This window comes from Phenylobacterium sp. LjRoot219 (assembly GCF_964252995.1).
Classification (GTDB): domain Bacteria; phylum Pseudomonadota; class Alphaproteobacteria; order Caulobacterales; family Caulobacteraceae; genus Phenylobacterium.
The window spans coordinates 2,167,019-2,183,226 of the sequence record NZ_CAXUQI020000001.1 but is presented as its reverse complement, the minus strand read 5'-3'; the positions used below and the strand labels follow the sequence as shown (position 1 = coordinate 2,183,226).

Annotated in this window: 13 protein-coding genes; 12 read left to right on the top strand and 1 reads right to left on the bottom strand. The window is 71.2% G+C overall.

Annotation, left to right across the window (positions count from 1 at the left end):
* Positions 1-2: 2 nt before the first annotated feature.
* From ACSQ14_RS10710 to ACSQ14_RS10655, 12 genes are all read left to right on the top strand, one after another.
* A complete protein-coding gene (locus tag ACSQ14_RS10710) occupies positions 3-1,283 on the top strand; it encodes a CmpA/NrtA family ABC transporter substrate-binding protein (RefSeq protein ID WP_436012494.1) in 1,281 nt (426 codons plus the stop codon).
* Between the two features lie 12 nt (positions 1,284-1,295).
* A complete protein-coding gene (ntrB, locus tag ACSQ14_RS10705) occupies positions 1,296-2,189 on the top strand; it encodes a nitrate ABC transporter permease (RefSeq protein WP_436012492.1) in 894 nt (297 codons plus the stop codon).
* A gap of 13 nt (positions 2,190-2,202) precedes the next feature.
* The gene (locus ACSQ14_RS10700) at positions 2,203-3,006 is read left to right on the top strand and encodes an ABC transporter ATP-binding protein (protein WP_436012490.1); all 804 of its coding nucleotides are present in this window, start codon (positions 2,203-2,205) and stop codon (positions 3,004-3,006) included.
* A 231-nt stretch (positions 3,007-3,237) separates the two neighbouring features.
* A complete protein-coding gene (locus ACSQ14_RS10695; RefSeq protein ID WP_436012488.1) occupies positions 3,238-4,452 on the top strand; it encodes a nitrate/nitrite transporter in 1,215 nt (404 codons plus the stop codon).
* 20 nt (positions 4,453-4,472) lie between these two features.
* Positions 4,473-6,941, top strand: coding sequence for a nitrite reductase large subunit NirB (nirB, locus tag ACSQ14_RS10690; RefSeq protein WP_436012486.1), 2,469 nt, complete (start codon positions 4,473-4,475; stop codon positions 6,939-6,941).
* Positions 6,938-7,276 (top strand): nitrite reductase small subunit NirD, encoded by a 339-nt coding sequence (gene nirD / locus ACSQ14_RS10685; RefSeq protein ID WP_436012484.1) that lies wholly within the window; start codon positions 6,938-6,940, stop codon positions 7,274-7,276. The genes nirB and nirD overlap by 4 nt, the downstream gene beginning before the upstream one ends.
* A 4-nt stretch (positions 7,277-7,280) precedes the next feature.
* Positions 7,281-9,956: a nitrate reductase gene (locus tag ACSQ14_RS10680; RefSeq protein ID WP_436012482.1), complete on the top strand. Its 2,676-nt coding sequence runs from the start codon at positions 7,281-7,283 to the stop codon at positions 9,954-9,956.
* Positions 9,946-10,725 (top strand): uroporphyrinogen-III C-methyltransferase, encoded by a 780-nt coding sequence (gene cobA / locus ACSQ14_RS10675; RefSeq protein WP_436012480.1) that lies wholly within the window; start codon positions 9,946-9,948, stop codon positions 10,723-10,725. The genes ACSQ14_RS10680 and cobA overlap by 11 nt, the downstream gene beginning before the upstream one ends.
* Positions 10,726-11,010: 285 nt before the next feature.
* Complete coding sequence (locus ACSQ14_RS10670; RefSeq protein ID WP_436012478.1) at positions 11,011-12,516, top strand: class I adenylate-forming enzyme family protein; 1,506 nt, start codon at positions 11,011-11,013, stop codon at positions 12,514-12,516.
* Positions 12,517-12,584: 68 nt separating this feature from the next.
* Positions 12,585-13,514, top strand: a complete 930-nt coding sequence (locus ACSQ14_RS10665; protein ID WP_436012477.1) for an enoyl-CoA hydratase/isomerase family protein — start codon at positions 12,585-12,587, stop codon at positions 13,512-13,514.
* Positions 13,514-14,530, top strand: coding sequence for a CoA transferase (locus tag ACSQ14_RS10660; protein ID WP_436012475.1), 1,017 nt, complete (start codon positions 13,514-13,516; stop codon positions 14,528-14,530). Before ACSQ14_RS10665 ends, ACSQ14_RS10660 begins: the two co-directional genes overlap by 1 nt.
* Complete coding sequence (locus ACSQ14_RS10655; RefSeq protein WP_436012473.1) at positions 14,530-15,924, top strand: amidohydrolase family protein; 1,395 nt, start codon at positions 14,530-14,532, stop codon at positions 15,922-15,924. The genes ACSQ14_RS10660 and ACSQ14_RS10655 overlap by 1 nt, the downstream gene beginning before the upstream one ends.
* Here ACSQ14_RS10655 and ACSQ14_RS10650 read toward each other — a convergent pair.
* On the bottom strand, positions 15,921-16,181 hold the full coding sequence (locus ACSQ14_RS10650; protein ID WP_436012471.1) for a hypothetical protein: 261 nt from the start codon (positions 16,179-16,181) through the stop codon (positions 15,921-15,923). The two genes, ACSQ14_RS10655 and ACSQ14_RS10650, sit on opposite strands and share 4 nt — an antisense overlap.
* Positions 16,182-16,208 lie beyond the last annotated feature (27 nt).

Sequence of the window (16,208 nt, the reverse complement as noted above, 5' to 3'; positions counted from 1 at the left end):
TCATGACCGCTCCGAAATCGAACGGCCTCACCCGCAGAGGCGCCCTGACCGCCGCGGCCGCCACCGTCGTCGCCGCCAAGACCCTGCTGCCGTCGGGGGCCTTCGCCGCCGGGCCCGGGCCCGAGGTGGCCAAGGCCAGGCTGGGCTTCATCGCCCTCACCGACGCTTCGCCGTTGATCATCGCCAAGGAGAGGGGCCTGTTCGCCAAGTACGGCATGCCCGACGTCGAGGTGCTGAAGCAGGCCTCCTGGGCCGCGACCCGCGACAACCTGGTGCTGGGCTCCGGCGGCGGCGGCATCGACGGCGCGCACATCCTCTCGCCGATGCCCTATCTGCTCACCACCGGGCAGGCGACCGGCGGCAAGCCGACGCCGATGAACATCCTGGCGCGGCTGAACACCAACGGCCAGGCGATCAGCGTCGGCAACGACCTGAAGGCGGTGAAGGTCGGCCTCAACAGCGCCGGGGCCAAGGCGAAGTTCGCCCAGCTGAAGGCGTCGGGGAACCAGGCGAAGGTCGCGATGACCTTCCGCGGCGGCACCCACGATCTGTGGATCCGCTACTGGCTGGCGGCCGGCGGCATCAATCCCGACGGCGACGTCTCGACCATCGTGATCCCGCCGCCGCAGATGGTGGCGAACATGAAGGCCGGCACCCAGGACGCCTTCTGCGTCGGCGAGCCGTGGAACGGCCAGCTGATTAACCAGAAGGTCGGCTACACCGCCTGCCTGACCTCCGAGCTGTGGATGAACCACCCGGAGAAGGCGCTCGGCATGCGCGCCGACTGGGTCGCGAAGTACCCGCGGGCGGCCCAGGCCATCACCATGGCGGTGATGGAAGCCCAGATGTGGTGCGACAAGATGCAGAACCGGCCGGCGATGTGCTCGGTCGTGTCCGGCCGCCAGTACATTAACGTGCCGATGAACGACATCCTCCCCAGGCTGCAGGGGACGATCAACTTCGGCGACGGCCGGCAGGCGCAGAAGTCGCCGCATATCATGAAGTTCTGGGCCGACAACGCCTCGTTCCCCTTCAAGTCGCACGACCTGTGGTTCCTGACCGAGAACGTGCGCTGGGGCGTGCTGCCGGCGTCGACCAACAAGATGGCGCTCGTGAACAAGGTCAACCGCGCCGACATCTGGCGGGCGTCGGCCAAGGCGCTGGGCGCGCCGGCCCCGGCCTCCGACAGCCGCGGCGTCGAGAAGTTCTTCGACGGCAAGGTGTTCGATCCCGCCAATCCGGCCGCCTACCTGGCGAGCCAGCCGATCAAGAAGATGGTCTGAGGAGGCTGACCCATGGCGCTACCTGCCTATTCACCAGACCCAGGACCCGCGCCGGCCAAGCCGCCGGCCGAGATCCTCGCCTTGCCGGCGCGCCGATCGCGGATCGGCGCCCGGCTGGCGGACGTCGCGCGCGACGTCGCCGGCGTGCTGCTGCCGCCCTTGGTCACGCTCGCCGTGCTGCTGTTCCTTTGGGAGCTGATCGCGGTCGCCCGGCCCGGCGGCCTGCCGGCGCCGTCGATGATCTGGATGGAGTCCCGCGAGCTGATCCTGCACCCGTTTTATGACCGGGGAGGGGTCGACAAGGGCCTGTTCTGGCACGCCCTGACCAGCCTCAAGCGGGTGGCGATCGGCTTCAGCATCTCTGCGGTGGTCGGCATCGCGCTCGGGGTGCTGGTCGGCGGCAGCAGGCTCGCCCATCGCGGCCTGGATCCGCTGTTCCAGGTGCTGCGGACCGTGCCGCCGCTGGCCTGGCTGCCGATCTCGCTGGCGGCGCTGCACCAGGCCAACCCCTCGGCGCTGTTCGTGATCTTCATCACCGCCATCTGGCCGGTGATCATCAACACCGCGGTCGGCGTGCGCAACGTGCCGCAGGATTACCGCAACGTCGGCCGGGTGCTGCGGCTGTCGCCCCTCAGCTACTTCTTCAAGATCCTGCTGCCGGCGGCCACGCCCTACATCTTCACCGGCCTGCGGATCGGGGTGGGGATGAGCTGGCTGGCCATCGTCGCTTCCGAGATGCTGCTGGGCGGCGTCGGCGTCGGGTTCTTCATCTGGGACCAGTACAACGCCTCGCGCATCTCCGACATCGTCGTGGCCCTGATCTGGGTCGGGTTGGTGGGCTTCGCGCTCGACCGCCTGGTCGGACTGCTCGGCCGCATCGTTTCCCGCGGCGCTTCGGCCGGCTGAAGGAGCCTCCAAAATGGGCAAGTCCTATCTTTCCGTCGAGAACGTCGCCGTCACCTTCCAGGGCCGCGGCAAGGTCTCCGAGGTGCTGCGCGGCGTCGAGCTGCAGGTCGAGAAGGGGGAGTTCGTCTCGATCATCGGCCACTCCGGCTGCGGCAAGTCGACTCTGCTGAACGTGGTGGCCGGACTGCTGCCGGTGACCTCCGGCGCGGTGATCGTCGACAAGGTCGCGGTCGAGAGTCCGGGCCCCGACCGGGCGGTGGTGTTCCAGAACCACTCGCTGCTGCCCTGGCTCAGCGTCTACGAGAACGTCCGCCTGGGGGTTGATCAGGTCTTCAAGGGCTCGAGGAGCCGCGCCGAGCGGCACGAGTGGACGCTGCACAACCTCCAGCTCGTGCAGATGACCCACGCCAAGGACAAGCGGCCCTCGGAGATCTCCGGCGGCATGAAGCAGCGGGTCGGCATCGCCCGGGCGCTGGCCATGGAGCCCAAGGTGCTGCTGCTCGATGAGCCGTTCGGCGCGCTCGACGCGCTGACCCGGGCGAATCTGCAGGACAGCGTGATGGAGATCCACGCCAAGCTCGGCAACACGGTGCTGATGATCACCCACGACGTCGACGAGGCGGTACTGCTCTCCGACCGCATCGTGATGATGACCAACGGTCCGGCGGCCACCATCGGCCAGGTGCTGACCGTGGACCTGCCGAGACCGCGGCGCCGGCTCGAGGTCGACGTGGCGCCCGCCTATGTGGCGGCGCGTCATGCGGTGGTCGAGTTCCTGCATGAAAGGGCCCCTGGGGTTCGCGTCGCCGCTGCGTGAGCCCAAAACCTGGGCGCCGGGTGAAAATCCGGCGCCCTTTTTTTGTGCGTAGTGCGAATGCAGGCCCCCGGCGCCTCGCTCAAGGCATGACGCACCGCAGCAGACGTGTTTCTTCTGGTTCCAGGCCCAGCGAACAACGGCGTTCCGAGGCTCCGACCGGCTCGATGACGAGCCGCTCAACCCCCGGCGACGCCGCCGCTCCATCGCATTTTTGCACGGGGCCTTCCGACCATGCTGAGCCGTTCATTCCTCAAGGCCGGCCACACGCCGACCCTCTTCTCCGCCTTCCTCTATTTCGACCTGTCCTTCATGGTCTGGGTGATGCTGGGCCCGCTCGGCGTGGCCATCGCCAAGGACTTCGGTCTCGATCCGGCCCAGAAGGGCCTGATGGTCGCCCTCCCGGTCCTGGCCGGCGCACTGCTGCGGATCGTGGCCGGCGTGATGGTCGACCACATCGGCCCGAAGAAGACCGGCATGATCGGTCAGTTGATCGTGCTCAGCGGCCTGCTCATCGCCTGGCGCCTGGGCGTCCACAACTATCATCAAGTGCTGGCCCTGGGCCTCGTCCTCGGCGTCGCCGGCGCCTCCTTCGCCGTCGCCCTGCCGCTCGCCTCGCGCTGGTATCCGCCGGAGCACCAGGGTCTGGCGCTGGGCATCGCCGGGGCCGGCAACTCCGGCACCGCGCTGGCTGCTCTGTTCGCCCCGAGCCTCGCCCAGCACTTCGGCTGGAGCAATGTGATCGGCCTGGCCGCCCTGCCGCTCGCCGTCGCCTTCGTGGTCTACGTGATCTTCGCCAAGGACGCGCCGAACCGTCCGGCCCCGAAGAAGTTCGCCGAGTATCTCGACGTGCTGAAGATCGGCGACGCCTGGTGGCTGATGGCCCTCTACAGCGTGACCTTCGGCGGCTTCGTCGGCCTGGCGTCGTCGCTGACCATCTACTTCAACGCGGAATACGGCCTGCCCGCGGTCACCGCCGGCTTCTTCACCGCCGCCTGCGTCTTCGCCGGCTCGTTCATCCGCCCGGTCGGCGGCGCCATCGCCGACCGCATCGGCGGGGTCCGCACCCTGTCGGTGGTCTACGTCCTGGCCGCCCTCGGCCTGGCGGTGGCCAGCTTCAAGCTGCCGAGCGCCCCGATCGCTCTCGGCGTGATCATGTTCGCCATGATGGCGCTGGGCGTCGGCAACGGCGCGGTCTTCCAGCTGGCTCCGCAGCGGTTCGGCAAGGAGATCGGCGTGGTCACCGGCCTGGTCGGCATGACCGGCGGCGTCGGAGGCTTCTACCTCGCCTCCAGCCTCGGCTGGGCCAAGCAGGCGACCGGCTCCTACCAGATCGGTCTCCTGGCCTTCGCCGGCCTCGCGCTTCTCGCCCTCGCGGGCCTCACCGGGGTCAAGGCGCGGTGGCGCCGGACGTGGGGCGCCGAAGCGCCCGCGGCCCTCCGTCTTTAAGTTTCGAGTAGGGGAACCTCATGACCAAGGCCAATCTCGCCAAAGAGCGTCTGGTCGTTATCGGCAACGGCATGGCCGGGTGCCGGGCGGTGCAGGAAGTGCTCAAGCGCGACGCTGACCGGTACGACATCGCCATCTTCGGCGCCGAGCCGCGGGTCAACTACGACCGGATCATGCTCTCGCCAGTCCTCGCGGGTGAGAAGACCTTCGAAGACATCGTCATCAACGACGAGGCCTGGTACCGCGACAACGGCATCACCCTGCATGCCGGGCGCAAGATCGTCGCCATCGACCGCGAGGCCAAGGTGGTGCGCGCCGAGGGCGGCTTCGACGCCCCCTACGACCGGCTGCTGCTGGCGATGGGCTCCGACCCGATCCGCCTGCCGCTGCCGGGCGCGGACCTCAAGGGGGTCGTCACCTTCCGCGACCTCGACGACGTCGAGGCGATGGTCGAGGCGGTGAAGCCGGGCGCCCGCGCCGTGGTCATCGGCGGCGGCCTGCTCGGCATCGAAGCCGCCTACGGCCTCGCCCGCCGGGGCATGGGCGCGACCGTCGTCCACCTGATGGACGTGCTGATGGAGCGCCAGCTGGACTCCTCGGCCGGCTTCCTGCTCACCCAGGCCATGGCCGAGCGCGGCGTGGAGACGGTGCTGGGCGCCAACTCCGAGGAGATCCTCGGCGAGGACGGCCGGGTCGCCGGCCTGAAGCTGAAGGACGGTCGCGTGCTGCCGTGCGACCTGCTGGTCATGGCGGTCGGCATCCGTCCGGCGACCGCGCTGGCCAAGGCCGCCGAACTCGAGGTCGGCCGCGGGGTGATCGTTAACGACGCCATGCAGACCTCGGATCCGGCGATCTTCGCCGTCGGCGAATGCGTCGAGCACCGTGGTCAGGTCTACGGCCTGGTCGCGCCGATCTGGGAGATGTGCAAGACGCTCGGCCAGACGCTGACCGGCGCCGACGCGGCCTACGAGGGCTCGGTGCTCTCGACCCGGCTGAAGGTCTCCGGCGTCGACGTCTTCTCCGCCGGCAAGTTCGCGGGCGGGGAGGGGTGCGAGGACATCGTCTTCCGCGACGCCGGCCGCGGCGTCTACAAGCGGATCGTGCTGGAGGACGGCAAGGTCGCCGGCGCGGTGCTGTTCGGCGACGCCGCCGACGGCGGCTGGTACTTCGACCTGATGCGCTCCGGCGCCGAAGTCGGCGACATCCGCGAGACCCTGGTGTTCGGCCAGGCTGTCACGGAGGGCCTTCGCGGTCTCGACCCTAGCGCGGCCGTTGCAGCCATGGCGGATGACGCCGAGATTTGTGGCTGCAACGGCGTCTGCAAGGGCGCGATCACCAGCGCCATCGCCGACCAGGGCCTGACCACGCTGGAAAGCGTGCGGGCGGTGACCAAGGCTTCGGCCTCCTGCGGCTCCTGCACGCCGCTGGTCGAGAAGATCCTGATCGCCAGCCTCGGCGACGCCTTCCAGGTCCAGACCGGGCCGAAGCCGGTCTGCAGCTGCACCGACAAGGGCCACGACGAACTCCGTCGCCGCCTGGTCGCCGAAGGGCTGAAGACCATGCCGGCGGTGTTCCAGGCGCTGGAGTGGAACACGCCCGACGGCTGCGCCTCCTGCCGCCCGGCGCTTAACTACTACCTGCTGTGCGCCTGGCCGGGCGAATACCGGGACGACAAGCAGTCGCGCTTCATCAACGAGCGGGTGCACGCCAACATCCAGAAGGACGGCACCTACTCGGTGGTCCCGCGGATGTGGGGCGGGGTCACCACCCCGGACGAGCTGCGGGCGATCGCCGACGTCGCCGACAAGTTCAAGATCCCGACGGTGAAGGTGACCGGCGGCCAGCGCATCGACCTCTTGGGGGTCAAGAAGGACGACCTGCCGGCGGTGTGGGCCGACCTGAACGCGGCCGGCATGGTCTCCGGCCACGCCTACGCCAAGGGGCTGCGCACGGTGAAGACCTGCGTCGGCTCCGAGTGGTGCCGCTTCGGCACCCAGGACTCCACCGGCCTCGGGGTGAAGCTCGAGAAGATGATGTGGGGCTCCTGGGCTCCGGCGAAGGTGAAGCTGGCGGTCTCCGGCTGCCCGCGCAACTGCGCCGAGGCCACCTGCAAGGACATCGGCGTGGTCTGCGTCGACAGCGGCTACGAGATCCACATCGGCGGGGCCGCGGGCCTGCACATCCAGGGCACCCAGGTTCTGACCAAGGTGGCGACCGAGGAAGAGGCGATCTGGGCGATCTGCGCCATCACCCAGCTCTACCGCGAGAAGGGCTGGTACCTGGAGCGGATCTACAAGTGGATGGCCCGGGTCGGCATCGAGAGCATCCGCGAGGAGATCGAGAATCCGGAGCGCCGGCGTCAGCTCTACGACCTGTTCGCCTATTCGCAACGCTTCTCGCGCATCGACCCCTGGGCCGAGCGCGTCGCCGGCCGCCACGCCGATGAGTTCAACCCGCTTTCGCGCCGTATGGAGTTCGCGCCCGCATGAACGCCCTCGTGACAGACCCGACCGACTGGATCGACGTGGGCGCCGTGACCGACGTGCCGCTGCGCGGCGCGCGGCGGGTGCCGACGCCGAAGGGCGACGTGGCGGTGTTCCGCACCGGCGACAACCAGGTCTACGCCCTGATGGACCGCTGCCCGCACAAGGACGGTCCCCTCAGCCAGGGGATCATCCACGGCCGGGCGGTGACCTGTCCGCTGCACGCCTGGAACATCGACCTCGCCACCGGCGAGCCGATGGGCGCCGACGCGGGGAAGGGCTGCACGCCAGTCGTCCCGCTGCAGGTCCGCGAGGGCCGCATCCTGCTGGGACAGGTGTGAACCGATGAGCGAAACGCTCGCGCGAGAACGCCGCACGACCTGCGCCTATTGCGGCGTCGGCTGCGGGATCTCCGCGCAGGCCGAGCCGGACGGGCGGGGGCTCTCGGTCTCGGGCGACGCCGCCCACCCGGCCAACTTCGGCCGGCTGTGCTCGAAGGGCAGCGCGCTGGGCGCGACGGTCGGCCTCGAAGGCCGGCTGCTGCACCCGATGATCGGGAACAAGCGCGCCAACTGGTCCGACGCGGTCGGCCTGGTGGCGCGCAAGTTCAAGGAGGCGATCGCCCGGCACGGCCCGGATTCGGTCGCCTTTTACGTCTCCGGCCAGCTGCTGACCGAGGACTATTACGCCGCCAACAAGCTGATGAAGGGCTTCATCGGCTCGGGCAACATCGACACCAATTCGCGGCTGTGCATGGCCTCGGCGGTGGTGGCGCACAAGCTGGCCTTCGGCGCCGACCTGGTGCCGGGCTGCTACGAGGACCTCGATCTCGCCGACCTGGTGGTGTTCTCCGGCCACAACGCCGCCTGGACCCACCCGGTGCTGTTCCGGCGCATGGAGGCGGCCAAGGCGCGCGGCCAGAAGCACGTGGTCATCGACCCGCGCCGCACCGACACCGCCGAGGTCGCCGACCTGCACCTGGCGCTCAAGCCGCAGATGGACGTGCGGCTGTGGAACGGCCTGCTGGCCGACCTGATCCGCCGCGGCGTGGTCGACCGCGCCTACGTCGCCGCCCACGTCGCCGGCTTCGCCGAGATCGAGGCCGAGCTCGGCCGGGCCGACCAGTCGATTGGCGCGGTGGCTTCCGACTGCGGCCTGCCGACCGCCCAGGTGGAGACCTTCTTCCGGCTGTTCGCCGAGACGCCGAAGACCGTCAGCCTGTTCTCCATGGGCGCCAACCAGTCGACCCAGGGCGTCGCCAAGGGCTCGGCGATCATCAACGCCCACCTGGCCACCGGCCGGATCGGCAAGCCGGGCGCCTGTCCGTTCTCGATCACCGGTCAGCCGAACGCCATGGGCGGCCGCGAGACCGGCGGCATGGCCAATACGCTCGCCGCGCACATGGACTTCGACGACGCCAGCCGCGCCCGGGTCGCGCGGTTCTGGGGCGCCGAGAAGGTCGCCCCGGCGCCCGGCCTGAAGGCCATCGACATGTTCGAGGCGGTCCGTGAGGGCCGGATCAAGGCGCTGTGGGTGATGGCCACCAATCCGGCCGTCAGCCTGCCGAACGGCGATCGCGTCCGCGAGGCGCTGGCGGCCTGTCCGTTCGTCGTCGTCTCCGACTGCATGGCCGAGACCGACACCATGGCTTATGCGCACGTGAAGCTGCCGGCCCTGGGCTGGAGTGAGAAGGACGGCACGGTCACCAACTCCGAACGCCGCATCTCGCGCCAGCGCGGGCTGTTCCCGGCCCCGGGTGAGGCCAAGGGCGACTGGCGGATCGTCGCCGAGGTCGGCGCCGCCATGGGCTTCGCCGACGCGTTCAACTGGCGCACGCCGGGCCAGGTGTTCCGCGAGTACGCCCGGATGACGGCCTACGAAAACACCGACCGCTTCCTGCACCTGGGCCCGTTCGCCGGCATGACCGTCGACGAGTACGACGCAATGGAGCCGGTGCAGTGGCCGGTGACCGCCGAAGGCGGCACGGCGCGGCTGTTCACCGACGGCCGCTTCCAGACCCCGGACGGCCGGGCGCGGATGCTGGCGGTCGCCGCAGCCGGTCCGGCCGAGGCGGTCGACGCGGTCTATCCGCTGGCGCTGAACACCGGCCGGGTTCGCGACCACTGGCACACCCTGACCCGGACCGGGCTGGCGCCGGAGCTCTGCCGCCACACGCCCGAGCCCTATGTCGAGATCCACCCCGACGACGCCGTGCCGCTGGGCGTCGCCGACGGCCGGCTGACCCGGGTGCAGACCCGCCAGGGCGAGGCGATCGCGGTGGCCAAAGTCACCGACCGCCAGCGGCCCGGCTCGGTCTTCATGCCGATGCACTGGACGGCGCTCTACGCCGCCTACGGCCGCTCCAACACCCTGGTGGCGCCGAAGGTCGACGCCCGCTCGGGCCAGCCGGAGTTCAAGCACACGCCGGCGCGGGTGCGGCCGTACCGCGAGACCTGGCGCGGCTTCTTCATCGCCCGCGAGGGCTGGACCGCGCCGCACGGGCTGGATCTTGTGTGGCGGCGGATCCCGCAGGCCGGCTGCCAGCTGCACGAGTTCGCCGGCCGCGGCGGCGACGCCGAGCGCGAGGCGGTGCGCCGCGCCCTGGTTCGCGACGCCGCGCCCGACGTGCTGCGCTTCGAGGACGCCAAGACCGGCGCGCTGCGCGAGGCGTTCATCGCCAGCGGCCGGATCGACCGGATCCTGTTCACCACCTGCACCGGCGGCCTGCCGCCGCGCGAGTGGCTGGCGGAGATGTTCGCCGCCGACACCCTCTCGCCGCTGGATCGGGCGCTGCTGCTGGTCGGCCGCGCCCCGGGCCAGCCGGTCGAGACCGGCCCCATCGTCTGCGCCTGCCGCGGCGTGCGCCAGACCAAGATCGAAGCGGCGATCGCCGGCGGCTGCAGCTCGGTCGACGCCGTCGCCGACGCCACCGGCGCGGGGGCGTCCTGCGGCTCCTGCCGGCCCGAGATCGCCCGCCTGCTCAGCCAATCCGCCAAACCGGAGGTGCGCCATGCCGCATGACGCCAAGCCAGGGTTCGTTCAGCTGGTGGGCGCCGGCCCCGGCGCGGCCGATCTGCTGACGATCCGCGCGCTGCGCGCCATCGAAGGCTGCGAGGCGCTGCTGTACGACGCGCTGATCTCCGAGGAGGTGCTGGCGCTGGCCCCGGCCAACTGCCTGAAGATCCAGACCGGCAAGCGCGCCGGCCGCACCAGCATGAAGCAGGAAACGATCAACCGGCTGATGCTGCGGCTCGCGCGGCGCGGCCTGAAGGTGGTCCGGCTGAAGGGCGGCGACCCGTCGGTGTTCGGCCGGGTCGGAGAGGAGGCCGCCTTCCTCAACGCTCACGGCGTCGGCACCGAGGTGGTGCCGGGAATCACCGCGGCCTGCGCCGCAGCGGCCCAGTTCAACTTCCCGCTGACCCACCGCAAGCAGGCCCGGCGGGTGGTGTTCACCACCGCGCGCCTTGAGGCCGGGGCGCTGCAGGCCGACTGGAGCGCGGCGGCAGATCCCGAGACCACCCTGGCCATCTACATGGGCGGCGGCGCGGCCGAGGAGCTCAGCGCCCGGCTGATCGACGCCGGTCGCGCGGCGAGCACCCCGGCGGTGGCGGTGGAAAGCGCCGGCACCCCGCGCGCGCGGCTGCGGCGCGGCGTGGTCGGCGACCTCGCCCGGCTGGTCGAGGACGGCGAGGGCGGTCCGGTGCTGCTGATCATCGGCGAGGTGGCGGCGCTGGCCAGCGCCGGCGAGATCGCCGACGAACTGGATGCGGCGCACGCGCTGCGCGCCTGAGGTCGACGGCGGATCTGGACGCGCGAGCGGGCCGCCGACGCGGTCCGCTGAGAGGGCGCTTTTGACAGGCTTTCAAAAGACGCCCCGCTAGGACGCAAGCGCGCTTAGCCTTTTCCGCAGCGGCGATGTGAAAGCGTGCCACTGGACGCAGCCGGCATCCTCGCACTAAAGCGACGTTACGAAACGTAAACCCCGGAATCCCCTGAGCCGCGCGGCCTCCGCGCCCAGGGGGCGAGGCAACGAAACGGAGGCGGGAACGCTTCCGGTGTCGGAGTAGACAAAGGCATGCACACCGCGCTCCTTCTCGAGATGGCGTCCGATGCGGCGCCGGACCGGATTATCCTGGGCGAGCTCAGCAATGGCGTATCGCTGGCCGAGGCCCAGGCGCGGGCCAAGGCCGCGGCGGCGTGGTTCGGCAAGCAGTCGGGCGAGACGGTGGTCTTCCTGGGGCTCAACAGTCCGTATCTGCCGGTGGCGGTGTTCGCCTCGGGCCTGATCGGCAAGCCCTTCGCGCCGATCAACTACCGGCTCTCCGACGAAGACCTGCGCAAGCTGGTCGCGCGGACCGCGCCGTCGGTGGCCATCGTCGATGACGACATGCTCGCCCGCGTCCAGGGCGTCGAAGGCGTCCAGCTGGTCGCCACCAGCGAGTTCAAGAAGGTTTGCGACGATCCGGCGCTGCGCGCCGAGGAGCTGCCCTTCGCCGATCCGGACATCGGCGTGCTGCTGTTCACCAGCGGCACGACCGGCGAGCCGAAGGCCGCCGTGCTGCGTCACCGCAACCTGACCTCCTACGTCATCTCGACCGTGGAATTCCTGGCGTCCGACGACAGCGAAGCCGCGCTGGTCAGCGTGCCGCCCTACCATATCGCCGGCATCTCGGCGATTTTGACCGGCATCTACGGCGGTCGCCGTATCGTCCACATGCCGGCGTTCACGCCGGAGGGCTGGGTGGACCTGGCGTCGAAGGAGAAGATCTCCCACGCCATGGTCGTGCCGACCATGCTCGGCCGTATCCTCGACGTCGTCGAAAGCCGCGGCGAGAAGCTGGCCCACCTCAAGGCGCTGTCCTACGGCGGCGGGCGCATGCCGCAGGTGACGATCGAGCGGGCGCTGAAACTCCTGCCGCACGTCGACTTCGTCAACGCCTACGGCCTGACCGAGACCAGCTCGACCATCGCGGTGCTGGGCCCGGAAGATCACCGCATCGCCATCGCCGCCAGCGACGCGAACGTGCGCCGCCGCCTGGGCTCGGTCGGCAAGCCGCTGCCGACCCTGGAGCTCGAGATCCGCGGGCCGAACGGCGAAGTGCTGCCGGCCGGCGTGTCAGGCGAGATCTACGTCCGCGGCGAGCAGGTCTCCGGCGAGTACCTGTCGAAGAAGGTGATCCGCGACGACGGCTGGTTCCCGACCAACGACGGCGGCTGGATCGACGAGGACGGCTACCTCTACGTCGAAGGCCGGCTGGACGACGTCATCGTCCGCGGCGGCGAGAACATGTCGCCCGGCGAGATCGAGGACGTGCTGCGCGCCCACCCGAACGTCGCCGACGTGGCGGTGCTAGGCATCCCGGACAACGAGTGGGGCGAGAAGGTCGCCGCGGTGATCGTGGCGAAGAACGGCCAGCCGACCACCGATGAGCTGGCGGCCTGGGTGAAGGCGCGGCTGCGCTCTTCGAAGACCCCGGAGATCTGGGAGTTCCGCGAACTGCTGCCGTACAACGACACCGGCAAGCTGCTGCGTCGCGTGCTCAAGACCGAGCTGACCAAGCCGGCGCTGGCGAGCGCCTGACGGTCGTGTCTGCGGCCGGCGAGCTGCTTTCCGCCCTGACCGAACTCGGTGGGGCGGGGCTCGCTGTCGTGGAGCTGACTGCCGGGCGGGCGCCCGAGCCACGATCGGGCCTGGGCGCGGTGCGCGTCGGCGTGCACCGCGCCGGTCCGGCGCCCGACCAGGGCCTGGACCTTTTCGATATTCTGTTGAGCGCAGATCCCGCCGCCCCGGCGCCGTGGGTTGGCTTGCCGCCCGAGCGGATGGCGGCGGCGCTCGCGCGGCTGGAGGCGGTGGTCGCCGCCCAGCCCGTGGCGGCCGCGGTCGCCGCCCAGGTGCTGCGGAGCACGCTGAACCTCGGCTTCGACGAGGCGCTCGCCGCGGAATCCATCGCCTATTCCATGCTGCAGGCGACCGAGAGCTTCGCCGTCTGGCGCGCGGCCAATCCGGCGTCGGCGCGGGATGACCAGGACGCGCCGCGGGTCGCGGTCGTCCGCGAAGGCGAGGCCCTGTCGATCCGACTCACCCGCGCCTCGGCCCACAACGCGGTCGACGCGCGCATGCGCGATGCGCTGTGCGAGGCCCTCGAGTTCGCGCTGATCGATCCCGACCAGCCGCCGGTGGTGCTGAGCGGCGAAGGGCGGGTCTTCAGCGAGGGCGGCGACCTCGCCGAGTTCGGGACCTTCGGCGACCCGGGCCGGGCCCATCTGGTCAGGACCTTGCGCTCGCCCGCCGCCCTGATGCGGCGTCTCGGCGACCGCGCGACTGCGCAGCTCCACGGAACCTGCATCGGCGCGGGGATCGAGATCCCGGCCGCCGCCGCCCGGGTGGTCGCCCGGCGCCATAGCCTGTTCCGGCTGCCGGAGGTCGGGATGGGGCTGATCCCCGGCGCCGGCGGAACCGCCACCATTCCGCGGCGGATCGGCCGGCATCGCGCCTGCTTCATGGCGATCTCCGGCGTCGACATCCGGGCCTCGACGGCGCTGGAGTGGGGTCTGGTGGACGCGGTGGAGGCGGCCTGATGAGCCCGATCGCAGGCCCGCTTGATAAGCTGGCCACGCAGATCGCCGCGCGCGGCGCGGCGTTCGGCTGGTCGGGCGCGGTGGATCTGCCGGGACTCACCGACCGCAGCGCGGACCTCGCGCTCGGCGCGCCCGGCGGTATTTCGCCGAACGGATCCTGCCGCCTGGTTCAGGCGGCGGACGGCTGGCTCGCGGTCAATCTGCCGCGTTCGGACGACCTCGACCTGATCCCGGCCTGGCTGGGCGGGGATCCGACCTGGGACGCGGTGATCGCGGCGGCGTCGGCGCGGCCCTGGCGCGGGCTGGTTGAGGGCGCGCGCGAACTGGGGCTGCCGGTTGCGGGCGTCGGCGAGGTCGTCGCCCCCAGCACCGCGGCGCCGCTCGTAGCGATCGGCCGTCCAGAGGTGAGGCCGCGGTCGCAAGTGCAGGTCGTCGACCTCTCCACCCTGTGGGCCGGTCCGCTCTGCGGCGCCGTGCTGGCGGCCTTCGGGGCGGCGGTGACCAAGGTCGAGAGCTCGCGCCGGCCGGATCCGAGCCGCCACGCCACGCCGGATTTCTTTCGCCGGCTGAACGGCGCCAAGGCCGACCTGGCGCTGGACTTCGGAGATTCGGGCGACCGCGCCCGGCTGCGGCGGATGATCCTCAACGCCGGCGTGGTGATCACCAGCGCGCGGCCGCGCGCCTTCGCGCAACTGGGGCTCTCGCCCGACAGCCTGTTCGCCGAGCGGCCGGACCTGATCTGGGTCGCCATCAGCGGCTACGGCTGGAGCGGCGCGGCGGCCGACCGGGTGGCGTTCGGCGACGATGCGGCGGCGGCCGGCGGGTTGGTGCGCTGGACCGCCGAGGGAGCGCCGCTGTTCCTCGGCGATGCGCTCGGCGACCCGCTGACCGGACTGGCCGCGGCGGAAGGGGCGTTGCGCGCGCTCGAGCTCGGCGGCGGCGTGGTGGTTGACGCCGCGCTGGCCCGCACCGCGGCGGGGGCGGCGGCCGAGCTCGGCTTGCGGGGGCTGGCCTAATGCGCCCGCTCATTCTGCGCAATGTCGAGGTGGCCGGACGCGGCGGCCTCGACGTGCGCCTGGCCGACGGCCGGATCGCCGGGATCGGCGAACGGCTTTCCGGGCCGGGCGAGACCTTCGACGGTCGCGGCGGCGCGCTGATCCCCGGCCTGATCGACCATCACATTCACCTGCTGGCGACGGCGGCCCAGGCGCGGTCGGTGCGGCTCGACGCGGTTCGCGATGCGGACGAGTTCGACGCGACGCTGCGCCAGGCGCTGGACGCCCGCCCGCCGGGCGGCTGGCTGCGCGCGACCGGCTATCACGGGCGCATGGCCGGCGACCTCGACCGGGACGTGCTGGACCGCATCGCGCCGCGCCACCGGCTGCGGGTGCAGGACCAGACCGGGGCGTTGTGGATCCTCAACAGCCTGGCGCTGGACGAGGTGACGGCGCAGGGCGCGCCGCCGGAGGCCGAGCGCGACGCCGGCGGGCGGCTGACCGGCCGCATCTGGCGCGGCGACGCCTGGTTGCGGGAACGCCTCGCCGCCGAGCCGCCGGAGCTCGCTCCGCTAGGCCGCACCCTGGCGGCGTTCGGGATCACCGGCGTGACCGATACCAGCGCGACGACCGACGCCCAGGCCGCGGCGCTGCTGGCGGACGCGCGCCGCAGCGGCGCGCTGCCCCAGCGGCTGACGCTGATGAGCGCCGGGGAGCTGGCGACGCCGGCCGACGGGATCTTCGACGTCGGGCCGGTCAAGGTGCTGCTCGACGACGCCCGGCTGCCGGAGTTCGACGACTTCCTGGCGCGGATCGCCGGCGCGCGAACCCAGGGGCGCGCGGTCGCCGTGCACTGCGTCACCGCCGGCGAGCTGGCGCTGACGCTCGCCGCCTTCGAGGTCGCGGGGGCGCAGGCCGGCGACCGGATCGAGCATGGCGGGGTGATCCCGGGCGAGGCGATTCCAAGCTTGAAGCAGCTGGGCCTGACGGTCGTCACCCAGCCTGCCTTCGTTTTCGAACGGGGCGACCGCTATCTGGCGGACGTCGAGGCTGCGGAGCAGGTGGACCTCTACCGCTGCGCCTCGCTGCTGGCGGCCGGCGTGCCCGTCGCGGCGAGTTCGGACGCGCCCTATGCGGCGTGCGATCCGTGGCTGGGGATGCGGGCGGCGATCCAGCGCCGCACCCGCACGGGGCGGCCAATCGGCCTTAAGGAAGGTGTCGATCCGCGGCGGGCGCTCGAGCTCTATCTCGGCGACCGCAGCGCCCCGGGCGGCCCCGTTCGGCGGATCGAGCTCGGCGCTGCGGCCGATCTCTGTCTGCTGTGCGTCCCGCTGGCGGAGGCGCTGGCGGAGCCTGCCGCCGAGCAGATCCGCGCGACGATCATCGACGGCGCGCCGGTGTTCGCCGCGGACTAGGGACAGCGGCGCCGGCTGCGATGTCTGGGCGGACTGAGCCCGCCCAGACATGAGAGGCGTTCAGGGATCGGCGTCGGGCTGATCGCGTCCTCGAGGGGGGCTTCCCGCTCGGCGCTGGTCAGATGGCCGCCGCGCTTTTCGCGCATGAACAGTATGGCGACGCCGCCGATGATGCAGATGGCGCCGAGGCCCATGAGCGGCGAGGCGACGGAGGCGACCAGCGCCAGCGGCAGCATGGCCAACAGCAACTGGCTCACCGGCGTGTGCAGGTCTCTGGCCCAGTC